Genomic DNA, 16360 nt, shown 5'->3' on the forward strand with positions numbered 1-16360 from the left:
AGCGGCACCGCCGCATGGAAAGGCTTCTGCTTTTCTATTTTCCCACCTACTCTAACAAACCGGGAGGAACCCGTGAATCATCGTTCGTTACGCACTCATCTGACGCTGGCTTTTGCGGTTATGGCGATCGTGCCGGTGCTGATCCTTGGCACCATCCAGGTGCAGCAAATCAACAAGCTGACGCAGGAGTACAACAAGACGCAGGATCATGCGACGAAGCGGCTTGCCGACGCCGTCGAGACGTACGTTTATTATTACCGCAACGCCGTGGATACGCTCGCTACAACGATCAGCGCATCGGGTCCCGGGTTTCGCGACCGGGCCGGCTTGACGCGCAAAATCCAGTCGGTGAAAAATAACTTGCCCGGCTTCTCCCAGCTCTATGTGACGGATGAGAACGGCGCGATCAAAGCTCTCTCGCCGGATGCGGAAAGCGGCAATGCGCAGCAGGCGCTGCCGGTCGGCACCGATCTAAGCTCGCGGGAGTATTGGAAAAAAGTGAAGCTGACGCTGCAGCCCGCGATCTCCATACCGATGCATGGCGTCGAGGGCGGATCTGCGCCGTTCGTCGCGATCGCCACCCCGCTTTACAGCGAAAGCCGGGCTTTTGAAGGCGTGGTGATCGGAATACTTGACATGGGCCAAATCGCAAGGCTCGTCACCCAATACGATTACGGATCGGGCGCTTATCCCGCCGTGCTCGGCCCGGCAGGCAGGGTCATTTATCACCCTCGGAGCGAGCTGGTTCAGACCATCGCGGATTTGTCCGGCGAACCCGTGGTTCAAGCCGCGGCCTCCCTCAAGGAAGGGATGGACAAGTTCGTCTCCGGCGTCAACGGACAGAAGGAGCTCGTTTCCTTCAAAACAATCGACAGTCTGGGCTGGACGGTGTGGGTCGGCCGCTCTTACGCTGCCGTACAGGAAGCTTTCTTCGCCTCGCTCAAATCGACGTTTCTGCTGCTCTTGCTTACGCTCGGCTTGACCGTGCTTCTGGGCTCCTACTTGGCCAAACGGCTGAACCGGACGATCCATGCGCTGGTACGCTACACGCAGTCGCTCGCGGCCGACCGCTACACCGTGCCGAGCGAGCCGCTGCCTTCGCCGGGCGCGCCGTACGAGATGCACTATTTGGCAAGCCAATTTGCGCAGATGGCCGAGCAGATTCATGACAACCGGCAAGCCTTGCTGGAGCTGAACAGCGAGCTGGAGCAGCGGGTCGAGGAGCGGACGCTCAGCCTGCAGCAGCAGCATGCGACGCTCGCCGCCATTCTGGAAAGCTACTCCGACGGCATCGTCCTGATCGATGTGAATCAGCAGGTCGTGCTCGCCAATCGCCGGATGGCCGAGCTGTTCGGGTTTGACGGCAAGGAGCTCCTAAGCTTAACGGAGGAGGAACTGCTGAGCCGGATCGCCCGCAAAATGCCGCAACCGGACGAGGACTTCGTCCGAATCGGCCGCAAGCCGAATCCGGGCGGCAAATTTACGCTGGTCCGCTCCCCCGGCGACGAACGGGTCGTCCAGTTGGCCTCGTTCCAAGTGACGGACGGCGGCAAGGAGTTCGGTCGCGGCTACGTCTTCCGGGACATGACGAAGGAGCATGAGATCGACTCGCTGAAGAACGATTTGATCTCGCTCGCCTCGCATGAGTTCAAGACTCCGATTACGAGCATCAAAGGAAGCGTCGAGACGCTGCTGCGCAAGCATGCGGGATGGGACGAGGAGTTCAAGCAGGAGCTGCTGGAAGGCATTCACGAGGATATCGGGCGGATTCAGGAGCTGATCGACGAATGGCTCGACATTTCCAAGATCGAAGCCGGGGCGCTGAGCATTCATCCCGCGCCTGTCCGGGTCCGCTCCGTCGTCGAAGGAGCTTGGCAGAGACTTCCCCACACCCTCTCAGCCGATGCGCAGCTTCATATTGACTTGGACGAGGAACTGCCGTTCCTCTATGCGGACAAACGGAGGATGGAGCAAATTTTTATCAATCTGTTCACCAACTCCATCCGCTACAACGAATCGAAGCCTCATATTCGGGTCACGGCGGAGCCGGACGGGCTGAACGTACGAATTTTCGTCAAGGACAACGGCATTGGCATTCCCGAAACGCATCTGCCCCACATTTTCGACCGGTTCTACCGGGTTGACGTTTCGTCCAGCCGCCGTACCGGAGGAACGGGACTGGGACTTGCGATCTGCAAAGGCATCATCGACGCGCACGACGGCTCGATCGAAGTGAGCAGCACGGAAGGCGCAGGCACGACGATGATCGTCTCGGTGCCTATCTATTACGGCCAAACGGAGGACGACAATGAAGAAGCATAAAATTATGATCGTAGACGACGAGCCGAAAATTTTACGGTTTATCGCCGCCAATTTGAAATCGGCCGGCTATGAAACCGCCACGTGCGCAAGCGGGGCGGAAGCGCTGGAGGCGCTTGACCTGTTCGATCCCGATCTAATTCTGCTCGACGTCATGATGCCGGGAATGGATGGCTTCGAGGTATTGACCCGGCTCCAGACCTATACGGACGTGGCGGTCATCATCCTGACGGCGCGAAGCAACTCCAGCGACAAAGTGCAGGGACTGAATCTGGGAGCCGACGATTATTTGACCAAGCCGTTCTCGCTGGATGAGCTGTTCGCCCGCGTCAGCGCCGTGCTGCGGCGCTTTGACCGCGGCAACGGACAAATGCCCGCCGCCAAGGAGCTGCGCCTTGGCCCCGTGATCGTCAATCTGGCCCAGCGCCGGGCGTGGCACGGCGACAGCGAAATCAAATTTACGGACACGGAATACAAGCTGCTTGTCCAATTGCTCCAGCACGAAGGCAAGGTGCTGACCCACGAGCAGCTGCTGACCGAAATCTGGGGCAGCGAATACCGCGACGATGTGGAATATTTGCGCGTCACCATCGCGCGCATCCGGCAGAAGCTCAAAGCCGTCCTCCCGGAAGGTCAATGGATCGTAACCTACCCCGGCGTAGGCTATATGATCCAAAACGGCGGTTAAACGTCAAAATCCATCGGCCTTTACCAAGGGCCGATGGATTTTTATATGAGATGTTTATGTTACTACGTCCCCTGCCACTCTTATTTCGCGGTGAGCGTGACGTTCGCTGCCGTAGCCCAGTTGCCTACCGGGGCAACCGTATACGTCGTGCCCGGCGTCAGCTTGCCGCCGTTCTGCAGATCGAACGTCCCGACAGCGCCTTTGCGCGAGGTCAGCTTGTAAGTCGCGTTCAGCTTGGTGCCGTCGGCGGCTGTCAGCGCGATGCTGCGGAGAGCGAACAGCTCGTCTTTCGGGTCCGCCGACAAGGTCACGTTCAGCGAAGCGGCGTCAACTTGTTCGACGCTTTGAATTTGAAGCGGCGCGATTTCTTTCGCCGTAAACGTCGGATTGGCAATGGTTGACCAATCGGAGGTAACCGTATACTTAACACCCGGCTTCAGCGTCTGACCTTCCGGCAGGCGGAATTTCGGAGCTTGTCGCCCGTCCGTTGCTTGCGTGAATGGCACGTACGAAGCGACAATTGGCTCTCCGCTCTCCGGCGTGATCGTGACCTGCTTGCCTCTCATGGACGAAATCAGCTGATACGTTTTGCCGTTGTACATGTTGTTGTCGTCCAGACTAAACTCAAGGCCGCCGCGTTTTCCTTGGTAAGCCACGACCACGTTGCCATAGTCGGTAACGCCATCTTCCAGCTTCGATTCGATTTCGAACGTATCGGAAGCTACTTGCTGCACGGAGCTCATCGAAATTTTGTTCGTCATCGCTTCGAAGGTACCTATTTTTTTGCCTTTGTAGGAGAACGTGTAGGTCGTGCCCGCTTTTTGCGGGGAAACCGGTAAAATATAGGTCGATTTCGAGCCCGATTTCAGCTGCGGAATGTTAAGCGGCGTCAAGCCGTTGTCGAACGTAAAGTTCGCTTTGGCTTTCTCCACCTCAATTTCTTCCTTCGGCAGCGGCGCGGAGAACGTAATTTGCAGCGTGATCAGGTTCGCGGCTTTCCACTCCGTCACTTGAATGGAAGCGACCTGCAGCGCGGCATGGACCACAATAGCCGCTTCGGCGCGGGTAATGACGCTGCTTCCCGAGTAAGCCATACCCAGCGCATTTTTCAACGTGGCCGTATCGGCTTTGGATGCCTTGGCAACAATCGCGATCAATTGATCCTGCGACAGCGAAACGTTCGGCTTAAAGCTGCCGTTCTCCCCGGTCATGGCGCCTTGGCCAACTACCGCGTTCACGTATTCGTGGAACCAGTCGGATGTCTTCACATCGCTCCATGCAGCAGCCTGTCCTGCGGCTTGAAGCTGGAACGCTTTGGTCGCCATCGTCGCAAGCTCGGCTCTGGTGATCGCTTGGTTCGGACGGAAGTCATGCTGGCCGTAGCCTTGAACGACCTGGCTTTTTTCGAGCGCTTCAAGCGCCGTCTGGTAAGGCGCCGATGCGCTGACATCGGTGAACGAGGCCGCTGCCTGCACATTCCATACATGAATCGGAGCAAGGGAACCGAGCGTGACGGCGGTCGTCAGCGCAACGGTCGTGATCATCTTTTTCGTTTTCATCAAAGTCATCTCGCTTTCAGAGAACGTATTTTTCAAGCAGGGGTTTATGAAGTTGTTTCGTACATGAGCTATCTTACCTCCCGAGCCGTTACAATCGAATAAAAATAACGGCGGCCGCATTACAAAAACGTAAAAAAACCTGAGCGTGTCATCTCGCCCAGGTCCCTTGTCCTTAAAGTTAATCGGCAATTGCCTGCTCCCCTCTTATTGTGTAAGAACGACGTGCCCTCGCAGATACCGCATGGTTTACCGCGGGTTACGGGAATCCGAGCGCTTTCCGCTCCTCGTCGGTAAACACGCGCGAACGGGTCAAAAATCGCTTCCCCTCCGGCCCTTCGAGCGAAAACATGCCGCCTCTCCCGGGCACTACGTCGATGATCAGCTGTGTATATTTCCAATAATCATACTGCGCTTGACTCATATAGAATGGAGCGCCGCCGATCTCCCCGAGCCGGACGTCCTGTTCCCCGAGGAGGAATTCTCCCTGCGGATAGCACATGGGAGAGCTGCCGTCGCAGCAGCCTCCCGATTGATGGAACATGACAGGGCCGTATTTGTCCTGGAGCTGGCGGATCAAAGACAGCGCTTCGTCCGTTGCGAGCACCTTCGGGACCGTATCCATCGCGCCTCCGGATCAGAAAAGGCCCATGGCGTCCGTGCTGTAGCTGACCAGCAGGTTTTTCGTTTGCTGGTAATGCGACAGCATCATCTTGTGCGTCTCGCGGCCGATCCCGGACCCCTTGTACCCGCCGAACGCCGCATGCGCCGGGTAGGCATGATAGCAGTTAGTCCAGACGCGGCCCGCCTGAATGTTTCTTCCGAACCGGTATGCCGTATTGATATCCCGCGTCCATAGTCCGGCGCCGAGTCCGTATAGCGTATCATTGGCGATAGCCAGCGCTTCCTCCTGATCTTTAAAAGTCGTCACGGAAACGACCGGACCGAAAATTTCCTCTTGGAAAATACGCATCTTGTTATGTCCTTTAAAAACCGTCGGCTGAACGTAATAACCGCCGCTCAGGTCGCCTTCGAGCGCCGCCCGGTCTCCACCGATCAGACATTCGGCGCCTTCCTGCTTCCCGATGCTCAGGTAAGACATAATCTTCTCGATCTGCTCGGAGGACGCCTGCGCGCCCATCATCGTTTCCGTGTCGAGCGGGTTGCCCTGCTTGATCGCCGCTACCCGCTGTAAGGCCCGCTCCATGAACTGGTCGTAGATCGACTCCTGAATGAGCGCGCGGGACGGGCAGGTGCACACTTCACCTTGGTTTAGCGCGAACAGTACGAAGCCTTCGATCGCCTTGTTCAGTAAGGCATCATCCTTGGCGTACACATCCTCAAAGAACAGATTGGGCGACTTTCCGCCGAGTTCCAGCGTGACCGGGATAATGTTCTGCGAAGCGTACTGCATGATCAAACGTCCCGTCGTCGTTTCGCCGGTGAATGCGATCTTGGCGATTCGGCTGCTCGAAGCGAGCGGCTTGCCGGCCTCCAGCCCGAAGCCGTTTACGATGTTCAGTGCGCCGGCCGGCAGCAAGTCGGCAATCAGCTCCGCGAGCACGAGGATCGACGCTGGCGTCTGCTCCGCGGGCTTGAGCACGACGCAATTGCCGGCCGCCAGCGCGGGCGCGATTTTCCATGTTGCCATCAGCAGCGGGAAGTTCCACGGAATGATCTGCCCGACGACGCCAAGCGGCTCGTGGAAATGGTAGGCGACTGTATCGTTGTCCACTTCCCCGAGCGTGCCCTCCTCTGTACGGATGCACCCGGCGAAATAGCGGAAATGGTCGATGGCGAGCGGCAGGTCGGCCGCGAGCGTTTCCCGGATCGGCTTGCCGTTATCCCACGTCTCCGCTACGGCGAGCAGCTCCAAATTCGCTTCCATGCGGTCCGCGATTTTGTTCAAAATTTGCGCCCGGGCGGCTACCGACGTGCGGCCCCAAGCATCTTTGGCGGCATGGGCCGCATCCAGAGCCAGCTCGATGTCTTCCGCCGTAGAGCGAGGAATCTCGCAAAAGACTTGACCCGTTACAGGCGTAATATTGTCAAAATACTGCCCTTTCACCGGCGCGACCCATTGACCGCCGATAAAATTTTCGTAGCGCTTCTTGAATGTCACCTTGGCTCCGGTTTGTCCTGGTTGTGCATAGATCATCGTTTCGTCCTCCCACGTTTGGATTGGATAGATTATGACATGAGTTGTGATGATACAGATGTATGCGGCGGATTCGAATGTATGCCTTGTACCGCTAATCAAGTGTCAGGACAACACGTCCGTTGACCTGACCTTTTTGCAGCCGGTCGAACACTTCATTGATCCGGTCCAGCGGCTGCGTCTCGATATTCGTCTTCACCTTCCCCCGTGCCGCAAAATCCAGCGCTTCCTGCAAATCTTTTCGCGAGCCGACAATCGAGCCCTTGACCGTTATGCCGTTCAACACGGTGTCGAAAATCGGGATCGGCAAATCCGCATTCGGCAGTCCGACGACGACCAGCGTGCCGCCACGCCGAACCGAGCGGTAAGCCTGCTCAAACGCTTTCGGCGTCACGGCGACGCTGATTGCGGCATGCGCTCCTCCGATTTCTCGCTCAATCGCTTCCACAGGGTCTTCCTTCTGACCATTGACGGTTAAGTCGGCTCCCAAACCCATAGCAAGCTCCAGCTTATCGTCATGAATATCGACGGCGACCACATGGTAGCCCATCGCTTTGGCGTACTGGAGCGCAACATGGCCGAGCCCGCCGATGCCGAAAATGGCAACCCACTCGCCGGGCTTCGCCCCCGTCACCTTAAGCGCCTTGTACGTCGTCACGCCTGCACAGAAGATCGGGGCCGCGTCCACGTAGCTTAAGCTATCCGGAATTTTCGCCACATAAGCGGCCGGCGCTTTGCAGTACTCGGCATACCCGCCGTCGACCGAATAACCTGCGTTGAGCTGGTTTTTGCAGAGCGTCTCCCACCCCGTCAAGCAATAATCGCATTCGCCGCACGCGGAATAGAGCCAAGGAACCCCGACGCGATCCCCGACCTTAAGCGAGGTCACGCCTTCGCCCAGCGCCACGATTTCGCCGACGCCTTCATGTCCGGGAATAAGCGGCAGCTTCGGTTTGACCGGCCAATCTCCGTGAGCGGCATGCAGATCGGTATGGCAAACCCCGCACGCTTTCATCTTGACAAGCACTTCGCCGTAGCCGATCTCCGGCACGGGTACGTCTTTAATCTCCAGTTGCTGGCGAAACTCATTCACAACGGCCGCTTTCATCTGATGAATTCCTCCCCTTAAGAGATGTTTTTGACTTCGCTATATATAAAGCAAAAAGCGTGCCAATACGCGTGAGCTGCGTCACACAAGGAATGTTTGAAAGCGGTTTATTAAAAGTTGTTTCATTCTGGAACACTCCCTCCGTTCTGTCTGGTTCAAAATAGAACAAATGCCGTGAACAAATGGTGAACCTTCGCAGGTTGTGATATTGTATACCTATATTGATGTTTCCGGAGGTGTCTTTCTTGTCATCCTTGGACATACAGACTTATTCGGAGGTTGTAGCCAGCTCATGGAAGCGCTGCCGGCGGTACGGACTGAAGCCGACCGACCCGTTTGACGACCGTCTGCTGACCGGAAAGCTCTTTCAGGAGCGATTGAAAGAAAACGCACCACTTGTTCGTCATGCCTCGCAAATTTTCGACACCATCGAACCTTTTATTCAGCAGTCCGGCCAAACGGCCCTGCTCATCGACGCCCATGGCTGCATTCTGCATGCTGCCGGGGACCCCGGCTTTTCGAAACGGGCCGAAGCCGTTCAGCTTCAGGTCGGGGCCGTATGGGACGAGCAACGCAAAGGCACCAATGCGATCGGCATCGCCATCGTCGACAAAATTCCCGTCCGCGTCCATGCGGCAGAGCATTTTTATCGGGCCAACACCTTTCTCACCTGCGCTTCTTCCCCGATCTTCAGTCCGACAGGCGAATTGATCGGCATAATCAATTTCAGCGGCAAGCGGGAGAGCTACCACCACTACAGTCTGACCCTTGCCGTCATGATCGCGGAATCGCTGCAAAACCGGCTGCTGCTGGAGGAAGCGAAGCAGGATCATCTCGTGACGCTTCAAGAGCTTGAATTTACCGCCAACCATAACCCTCTCCCCCTGCTCTCGCTCGACAGGGATAACCGGATCATTCGGGCGAATCAGGCGGCGCTGCGGGCCGTAGGCAAAGATGCGCTCGGCAAGCCGTTCACCGGCATCGAAGGCTTTTCCGTCCAAACCATTCAAGACAGCAGCCGTACCGTCTGGCGCTCCGTAGCCGTCCGCAAGCCGCAAGGAAGCCGGCATGGCCTCTACAGCTTCCCCGACATTGCCGGGACATGCCTCAATTTCGTGGAAAAGAAGGAACTGGCCTCCAAAGCCGCACTTACCGATATTCCCGTCCTTTTGCTCGGTGAAAGCGGTACGGGCAAAGAGCTGTTCGCCCAATCGATCCACTCGGCAAGTCTGCGGGCGGACCGCCCTTTCATTGCCGTCAACTGCGGCGCGATCCCGGATAGTCTGGTGGAAAGCGAATGGTTCGGCTACGAGCGGGGAGCGTTCACGGGAGCAAATCGGGAGGGCAGTACGGGAAAATTCGAGGCGGCGCATACGGGGACGATTTTTTTGGACGAGATCGGGGATATGTCGCTGCGCGCACAGGCGGCACTGCTGCGTGTGCTGCAGGAGCGTACCGTCACGCCTGTGGGCAGCACCAAATCGAGACGCATCGATGTGCGGATCGTCGCAGCCACGCACAAGCATTTGCCGCTTGAAATCAAGGAAGGGCGCTTCCGTGCGGACTTGTACTACCGGCTGAAGGGCATCCAGATCACGCTGCCTTCCTTGCGGGAACGATCCGATCTGCTGACGCTCGTCGAGCATTGGCTGCATAAGAACGGCTGCCCCCACCGCCAGTTGCCGGAAGAAACGAAGCTCAAGCTGCTGCGCTACGGCTGGCCCGGCAATATCCGCGAGCTGCATGGCGTGCTGACGCAAGCTTCGTTCCTCGCAGGAGAAGGACCGATCCGCCCCGAGCATCTGCACTTTGACGAGTTGGAGCAAACGGACACCGTCGAGTACCGGCATGACGGCCCGACCGTGCCGACATTAAGAGATGCGGAAATCGGAGCGATCCAACGGGCGCTGCGGTCAACCGGTTGGAACCTGAGCAAATCCGCCGCCCTCCTCGACATCGGCCGGACGACGCTGTACCGGAAGATCGAGCAGTACGGCATCGAGCCGTGACCATCCGGTAAACCATTATTTTCAGTTATTTGCGGCAAGTATTGCAATAAAATATTTCGTTTTGCAGTGATCAAATCGTTTGACCAGACGCGACGTTTTGCGTAACATGAACCGTATCATTTGCGGCAAAATTCCCTCATTATCCGATAAGAAGCGGGGTTATGTGATGCCTACACTGAAAGATATCGCAGACCGCGTCGGCGTGTCCGTCTCCACGGTGTCCCGCGTCTTGGCCAACGACGCCAACCGGACCGTGAATACCGCAACCAAGCAAAAAATATGGGACGTCGCCCGGAAGCTCGGCTATCAGATCAAATCGTCCGGCAACGGAGGCAGAGTGACGCGAGGCATCGGCTGTGTCGTTTCAACGCTTCAGAACCGCCACTATCACCCTTACTTCTCGGTCATTTGCGACGGCATTGACAAAGAGCTGGCCAAGCACGGCTATAAAGTCGCCTTCACGTATACGCAGGAAGAGCTGAAAAAGCCGGAAATGTTGAAGCATGCCGTTCAGGACAGCCAGGTCGAGGGCTTGATCGTCATCGAGGGCATCGAGGCCAAATTATACAACCATCTGAAAAAGCATGTGCGCAATATCGTCGGCATCGACGTTTCGGACCCCGACATTCCAACGATATCGTACGACCGGGTGGAAGCGGCGCGGCAGGCCGTCTATCATCTGATCGAACAAGGCCACCGCGACATTTTGTTTATCGGAGGCACCGGACACTCTGGGAAATTCGAGAGGGAGAAGCGCTACCGGGGGTACCGGACGGCTTTGGAGCAGGCGGGGCTGCAACTTCGGGCGCAGCGGGTCATCGACGCCGGATGGGAGCCGAACAACGCGTATCAGCTCATGCTGCGGTATTTGGACGAGCACGTCGAAGAGTTACCGACGGCGGTTTTTGCCGCAAGCGACATGATGGCGATGGCGGCGATGCGGGCGATTGCCGAGAAAGGTTACCGCATGCCGAGCGAGTTCGCCATCGTCGGCTTCAACGATAATGAACCGTCGCGCTACACGAATCCGCCGCTGTCCACAATCCATATTCCGACGTACGAGATCGGCGTTGTTGCCGCAAGAACGATGCTGCAATGCATCCGCGATCCGTACCCGCTTCCGATCAAAATTTTGGTGCCGTTCGAGCCGATGTTCCGTCAATCGAGCGAATGGATACTGCCGGGTGAAGCTGCCCACAACAACAAAAGGACAGCCGAGTGAACTTCCGCCCGGTCTGTCCTTTATCTTTTATATCGCTTTAATGCGATAACACCGGCTCCCGCTTTTCCATGGGGCCAGTCCATCCGGGAGAAGCCGAGCATCTGCCGGCTAGAACAAGCAAACCATTCCCTTCAAGCTTCGGATCATTCCCAAGCGCCGACATCGGCTAAGATCATTATGACAAAGCTGCTTGGTTACATCTCCGGCTTACAAGATCGGCGACAGCAGCCGGGTGACCGACTCTCGCGCGCGGTGAAAGCGGGGACGGCTGTAATACCGCTCCAGCGTCAATTCCGTACAGTGCTTCAAATCGTGCTCAAATATTTTTTTCAGCTTCGATACGGTCTTTCCTCCGTATATTAAGGCATTGACTTCAAAATTGAGCTTGAAGCTGCGGATATCGATATTGGCCGTTCCGACGGAACCAACCTTGCCGTCAGCCACGATCGTCTTGGCATGTATGAAGCCCCGGTGATACAGGTAACACTTGACACCGACATCGAGCAGATCGCCCAAATACGAGAACGACGCCCAGTACACGATTTTATGGTCGGGTACGGCAGGAAGCATAATTTTGATGTCGACCCCGGATAACGCGGCCATCTTCAACGCGTTCAGCAGACTTTCGTCGGGAATAAAATATGGCGTCTGCAAATAAACGGACTCCTTGGCGGAGTTGATCACTTTAATATAGGCGTTCTTGATCTGCTCCCGGTCGTTGTTGGGCCCGCTAGACAAAATTTGCACCCCTGCTTCCCCCTCGTGAGGCGGCAAGGGGAAATACTCCTCGATTCGGTTCAGCTTGATTCGCGAAGCCAGATTCCAATCCATAATAAACTGCGCCTGCATCTGCAGGACGGAGCTGCCTTCGATTCGCAGATGCGTATCCCGCCACGGGCCGAATCTTGAATCCAACCCCAGATATTCGTCTCCAACATTAAAGCCGCCGATGTATCCGCACGTTCCGTCGATAATCGCCAGCTTCCGGTGATTCCGGAAGTTCAAACGCATGTTCACATACGGAATGCGCGATGGGAAGAAGGCGCATGCCTGTCCGCCCGTCGCCAGAAGCGGCTTGAAGAAATGCTTGGATAATCCGGCGCACCCGATATCGTCGTATAAAAAACGCACCTGCACGCCTTCCTTTGCCTTTTCGCTGAGCGCGGCGATCAGCTTCCGGCCCAATCCGTCGTCCCGAACGATGTAGTACATCAGATGAATGTGATGCTTCGCCCCGGCAATCGTCTCGAAGAGCGAGTCGAATTTGCGGTTGCCTTCCGTAAAAATATTAATCCGGTTATCCTGTGTAAAAAAGGCGTAGCCGTTCTGCAAATTCATATAAATCATATCGTGGTAATCGGCCATGAACGGATCGTGGAATTCAATCCGGCGCAGGGCGACCGTTTCAATCTGCTTCTCTACCAATCGCGCTATGGTATGCAGCTGCTCTTCCTGCGCTTTATAAATTTTGCGCTTGCTGAGGTTTTGCCCGAACAGCAAATAGGCGATGAATCCGATCCCCGGTAAAAACAGCAGGACCATCAACCACGCCCACGTAACTCCGATATTTCGTCGCTCCAGGAAGATGACGGCAAACGCAAACATGATATTGATAAACGAAAGCATGAAGTATAATTTTCCGAAGATGCTCAAGTTGCCAGCCACCTTTTTCACTGCCCAGCGGACCTTAATGGTTCTCTCATTGTAGCATTGGGCCTTGTCCGAGGCAACCGGCAGGAGCTGTAGCTGCGGATTTGAAAACATGCCGGAAAAAGCATACAATAATCGTTGATCATCATTCATTACTATCATCATTTATCGGACCGTTTTGGAGGAGTGGAACTCATGAACCATACGATTGCGGAAGCACTGCGCCGCCGTAGAGCCGTGCGCAATTTTCAAACCCGTGAAGTCGAAACGGAAAAGATCGAACAGCTGCTGGAGGCCGCGACTTCAGCGCCGAACGACCGGCTTAGGGAGCCGTGGCACTTCTATGTGGTACGGGGCGAGGCCAAGGAGCGCTACACCGAGCTGGCGCTTGCCTTCCTGCAGGAGCGGTTTCCTACGAAGCCGGAGCTGGTCGAAGCTTCCATGACCGCGGTCCGGAACACGCCGCTTCTTATTATTGTTGCGTCGGATGTCGTGCCGGGCGATGCGGAAGCTTCCGAGGACAACGAATACGCCGTCGCCTGCGCCATCCATTCCATGTGGCTCGCGGCCGGCGAGCTTGGCCTTGGGATGGTTTGGAGAACCCGGGGCGTCGGCTTGGTCCGGGACGAACGGCTTCGCCGTTTTGTAGGCGCGACGGAAGGGCAAAAAATCATAGCCACGCTTTGCATAGGCTATCCCGAAGGCGAAACTGCGCCGACGAAGCGAACGCCGTTCGCCGATAAAACCACATGGCTTTAATCTGAATCGCAAAAAGGACGTGCCCCATGCTTTTATAGCATGTGGACACGTCCTTTTTTCATGAAGCCGAAGCCGCCAGATCCGGCTCCTTAGGCTTGACCGGTCAACCGTTCCTTCGTATCGGTTTCGATGCCGCCCAGCCGTTTATCGAACGTTTTACGCCAGCTGTCGGACAACCGATCAACGGCCAGCATAGCGCGCATTCCTTCTAAGTTTTGCTTCTCATGATGCATCATACGGTTGGCGAACGTAACCGTTCTGCCGTTCAGATGACGTTCCAGCAAGATGAGCTCGTCTCCTGCGGCGACGTTCCCTTCCTGCAGCACCCGGAAGTAATAGCCGGTATAGCCGGTGTTCTGCACCCAGAGCGGCAGCTCGGGCACACCATATTTAACCGACAGCTTGAAGCACGGCTGCCGCGGCTGGCTGACCTGCAAGACGGCCCCGCCCGCCTGGAACGTATCCCCGATACAGACGTCGTCTTCCAGCAAGCCCTGCGTCGTCAGATTTTCTCCGAATGCGCCGTATTGCAGCTCTCTTCCGAGGCGCTCGGTCCAATAAGCATAATGCTCGTAAGGATAGACGCACACCGCTTTGTCCTTACCGCCATGATGCACAAGATCCGCCTGTCCGTCCCCGTCGAAATTCAGAGAAGACAGGAACACCTCGCCCGCGACCGGATGCTTGTAAATGCCCGTAGACACTTCTTTTTTCTCAAACGGAACGGATTGCGGTCTGCCTACATTGAGAGAAACAATCTTGATCATCCTCTGTTCCAGCTCCTGCCATCGGAAATTGCATTATTCAATTCACTATACAGGAAAATACGCCGGTATAAAAGAACCAATCAAGGCGTAATGTAGAGCATTCCTGTTCCCAAGCGGTCAGCCAGCGAACGTTTTGTAAAGCAGGTATATGTTCAAGACGGCGATAAAGATCGCGACAATCCACGATAAGACCGTAAGCCACGGAGCGTTGACGAACTCGCCCATTTTTTTCTTGTCGCTCGTAAACTTAACGAGAGGGATGACGGCGAACGCCAGTTGGAACGATAAGATAACTTGGCTAAGAATAAGCAGCTTCGCCGTCCCGCTCTCTCCCGCAATAGCCGTGACGATGACGGCAGGGATGACCGCGATGAGCCGCGTGATCAAGCGGCGCAGCCAGGAAGGCATCCGGAAGTTGAGAAAGCCTTCCATGACGATCTGCCCGGCCAGCGTTCCGGTTAACGTCGAGTTTTGTCCGGAGGCCAGAAGCGCTACACCGAATAAAATACTTCCGAGGGCGGTTCCCAGCAGCGGTGTCAACAATTGATAAGCGTCGTTGATTTCCGCCACTTTGGTTAAGCCTGCCCGGTGAAATGTCGCAGCCGACAAGATCAGAATCGCCGCATTAATGAATAACGCGAAAAACAAAGCGATAGTCGAGTCCCAAGTGGCGTATTTGATCGCCTGCCGCTTCCCGGCCGTCGTCTGCTCGAATTGGCGCGTTTGCACGATCGACGAATGAAGGTACAGGTTATGCGGCATAACGGTCGCGCCCAGTATTCCAATGGCAATGTACAGCATCGCCGGATTGGTGACGATCTGCGTCGTCGGAACGAACCCGCGGGCGATGCCGCCGATGTCCGGCTTGGACAAAAAGATTTCGACCGCGAAGCAGGCGCCGATCGTCGCGATCAGCACGATCACCAACGTTTCGATGTATCGGAAGCCTTTGTTTTGCAGCAGCAGCACAAGCAGCACGTCCAACACGGTGATTATGACCCCGTACAGCAGCGGGATGCCGAACAGCAGCTGCAGCGCTATGGCGGTGCCGATCACCTCGGCCAGATCGCACGCCGCAATAGCCAGCTCGCACAGCACCCACAGCATCATCGAGACCGGCTTGCTGTAATGGTCGCGGCATGCTTGGGCAAGATCCCGCCCGGTGACGATTCCGAGCTTTCCGGCAAGCGCCTGCAGCAGGATCGCCATCAGATTCGAGATCAAAATGACCGATAGCAGCGAATAACCGAACAAGGAGCCTCCAGCAATATCCGTAGCCCAGTTCCCCGGGTCCATATACCCTACGGCAACCAAGTAACCAGGTCCGGCAAAAGCCAGAAACTTTTTGATCCAGCTTCCGTTCTTCGGGATTTTCAAGGAACGATATACTTCAGGCAGCGAATGCTGCGTTCTTTCCAATCTCCAGCCGCTGCCGTTCTCCGTACGCTCTTTTTTTTCTGCTCTCGGGCTTTGTTCGACTCTCGTTTGTACTCCCAGTTCTTCGCTCATCGTTCACACCTCAATCTATATAAATTCCAGCAATAAGATGCCTCAGTCAAAAAATGATGTCATAAACTAACATTCATGTCCCAGGCTAAATTTGTTGTCCTAATGCAACTTTTGGATTAAAAAAATAGTCTTGGAAAATACTATTCAGAACAAAATAATTCTATACTAAAAATTTTACTCGTCTATTCATTTTCGTCAAGAATTATTTTTTAGGAGGCGCGGCGGGGATAAAGCCTGAACGGAGAATCTAGCGGGAATACATTCGCAGGACGGCGCATATCGTAGGAAACAGCGTTCCATTGGCGGGGCGACCATTGAAAGCGAAAGGGTTGGATGAGACGATGTGGGAAAGCGTGCTAAAAAAAGACCAGTTCGAGATTCAGATGAATCCGACATACAAGTCGATCCTGTTTCAGGTTTCGGATACTGCAGGGGCGGACGGCAAACCGGAGTTGATGTTGAACCAGGCCGAGCTATTCGAACTGCTGCACGCCTTTCTGGCGATTAACCGCTCCTTTAACAAGGAGACTATGTACTATGAAGAAGGGCCTGACGGCGCCTGATCAAAAAAAGAAGGCCGGGTACGCGCACATGCAAGGCGCTGCCCGGCCTTCC

General features: G+C 55.7%; 13 protein-coding genes. 6 read left to right on the forward strand and 7 right to left on the reverse strand.

Features of this window, described 5'->3' with window-relative positions; genetic code table 11:
• The first annotated feature begins 72 nt into the window (after positions 1 to 72).
• Entirely contained in the window at positions 73 to 2322 is a 2250-nt protein-coding gene (locus NLX71_RS03410) for a sensor histidine kinase (RefSeq protein WP_254362093.1), read from the forward strand.
• Positions 2309 to 3007, forward strand: a complete 699-nt coding sequence (locus tag NLX71_RS03415) for a response regulator transcription factor (RefSeq protein ID WP_254362094.1) — start codon at positions 2309 to 2311, stop codon at positions 3005 to 3007. The genes NLX71_RS03410 and NLX71_RS03415 overlap by 14 nt, the downstream gene beginning before the upstream one ends.
• An 80-nt stretch (positions 3008 to 3087) precedes the next feature.
• Here the strand turns inward: NLX71_RS03415 and NLX71_RS03420 are convergent, their stop codons facing one another.
• From NLX71_RS03420 to adhP, 4 genes are all read right to left on the reverse strand, one after another.
• The gene (locus NLX71_RS03420) at positions 3088 to 4566 is read right to left on the reverse strand and encodes an S-layer homology domain-containing protein (protein WP_254362095.1); all 1479 of its coding nucleotides are present in this window, start codon (positions 4564 to 4566) and stop codon (positions 3088 to 3090) included.
• A gap of 256 nt (positions 4567 to 4822) precedes the next feature.
• Positions 4823 to 5188, reverse strand: a complete 366-nt coding sequence (locus NLX71_RS03425) for a DUF779 domain-containing protein (RefSeq protein ID WP_254362096.1) — start codon at positions 5186 to 5188, stop codon at positions 4823 to 4825.
• A gap of 12 nt (positions 5189 to 5200) precedes the next feature.
• Positions 5201 to 6721, reverse strand: a complete 1521-nt coding sequence (gene adh, locus NLX71_RS03430) for an aldehyde dehydrogenase (RefSeq protein ID WP_254362097.1) — start codon at positions 6719 to 6721, stop codon at positions 5201 to 5203.
• Between the two features lie 94 nt (positions 6722 to 6815).
• On the reverse strand, positions 6816 to 7829 hold the full coding sequence (gene adhP / locus NLX71_RS03435; protein ID WP_254362098.1) for an alcohol dehydrogenase AdhP: 1014 nt from the start codon (positions 7827 to 7829) through the stop codon (positions 6816 to 6818).
• A 245-nt stretch (positions 7830 to 8074) separates the two neighbouring features.
• On the opposite strand from adhP, the gene NLX71_RS03440 reads away from it, so the two are divergent.
• A complete protein-coding gene (locus tag NLX71_RS03440; RefSeq protein ID WP_309248917.1) occupies positions 8075 to 9838 on the forward strand; it encodes a sigma-54-dependent Fis family transcriptional regulator in 1764 nt (587 codons plus the stop codon).
• Between the two features lie 166 nt (positions 9839 to 10004).
• Positions 10005 to 11060, forward strand: coding sequence for a LacI family DNA-binding transcriptional regulator (locus NLX71_RS03445; RefSeq protein WP_254362099.1), 1056 nt, complete (start codon positions 10005 to 10007; stop codon positions 11058 to 11060).
• Positions 11061 to 11267: 207 nt separating this feature from the next.
• Here the strand turns inward: NLX71_RS03445 and cls are convergent, their stop codons facing one another.
• Entirely contained in the window at positions 11268 to 12686 is a 1419-nt protein-coding gene (cls, locus tag NLX71_RS03450) for a cardiolipin synthase (protein WP_254362288.1), read from the reverse strand.
• Positions 12687 to 12905: 219 nt separating this feature from the next.
• On the opposite strand from cls, the gene NLX71_RS03455 reads away from it, so the two are divergent.
• The gene (locus NLX71_RS03455; RefSeq protein ID WP_254362100.1) at positions 12906 to 13469 is read left to right on the forward strand and encodes a nitroreductase family protein; all 564 of its coding nucleotides are present in this window, start codon (positions 12906 to 12908) and stop codon (positions 13467 to 13469) included.
• Positions 13470 to 13558: 89 nt separating this feature from the next.
• Here NLX71_RS03455 and NLX71_RS03460 read toward each other — a convergent pair whose 3' ends face one another.
• Entirely contained in the window at positions 13559 to 14236 is a 678-nt protein-coding gene (locus tag NLX71_RS03460) for an MOSC domain-containing protein (RefSeq protein ID WP_254362101.1), read from the reverse strand.
• A 117-nt stretch (positions 14237 to 14353) separates the two neighbouring features.
• Positions 14354 to 15655, reverse strand: coding sequence for an Nramp family divalent metal transporter (locus NLX71_RS03465; RefSeq protein WP_302058068.1), 1302 nt, complete (start codon positions 15653 to 15655; stop codon positions 14354 to 14356).
• A 404-nt stretch (positions 15656 to 16059) separates the two neighbouring features.
• On the opposite strand from NLX71_RS03465, the gene NLX71_RS03470 reads away from it, so the two are divergent.
• Entirely contained in the window at positions 16060 to 16308 is a 249-nt protein-coding gene (locus tag NLX71_RS03470; RefSeq protein WP_254362102.1) for a hypothetical protein, read from the forward strand.
• Positions 16309 to 16360: the final 52 nt, after the last annotated feature.

Origin of the sequence: Paenibacillus sp. MZ04-78.2 (assembly GCF_024213375.1) — a bacterium.
Lineage (GTDB): Bacteria > Bacillota > Bacilli > Paenibacillales > NBRC-103111 > Paenibacillus_G.

Coding starts and splice junctions, on each gene's coding strand:
- NLX71_RS03425 (WP_254362096.1), bottom strand. CDS start 5,188: ATGGATACGGTCCCGAAGGTGCTCGCAACGGACGAAGCGCTGTCTTTG.
- NLX71_RS03415 (WP_254362094.1), top strand. CDS start 2,309: ATGAAGAAGCATAAAATTATGATCGTAGACGACGAGCCGAAAATTTTA.
- adh (WP_254362097.1), bottom strand. CDS start 6,721: ATGATCTATGCACAACCAGGACAAACCGGAGCCAAGGTGACATTCAAG.
- adhP (WP_254362098.1), bottom strand. CDS start 7,829: ATGAAAGCGGCCGTTGTGAATGAGTTTCGCCAGCAACTGGAGATTAAA.
- NLX71_RS03455 (WP_254362100.1), top strand. CDS start 12,906: ATGAACCATACGATTGCGGAAGCACTGCGCCGCCGTAGAGCCGTGCGC.
- NLX71_RS03445 (WP_254362099.1), top strand. CDS start 10,005: ATGCCTACACTGAAAGATATCGCAGACCGCGTCGGCGTGTCCGTCTCC.
- cls (WP_254362288.1), bottom strand. CDS start 12,686: ATGCTTTCGTTTATCAATATCATGTTTGCGTTTGCCGTCATCTTCCTG.
- NLX71_RS03420 (WP_254362095.1), bottom strand. CDS start 4,566: ATGAAAACGAAAAAGATGATCACGACCGTTGCGCTGACGACCGCCGTC.
- NLX71_RS03460 (WP_254362101.1), bottom strand. CDS start 14,236: ATGATCAAGATTGTTTCTCTCAATGTAGGCAGACCGCAATCCGTTCCG.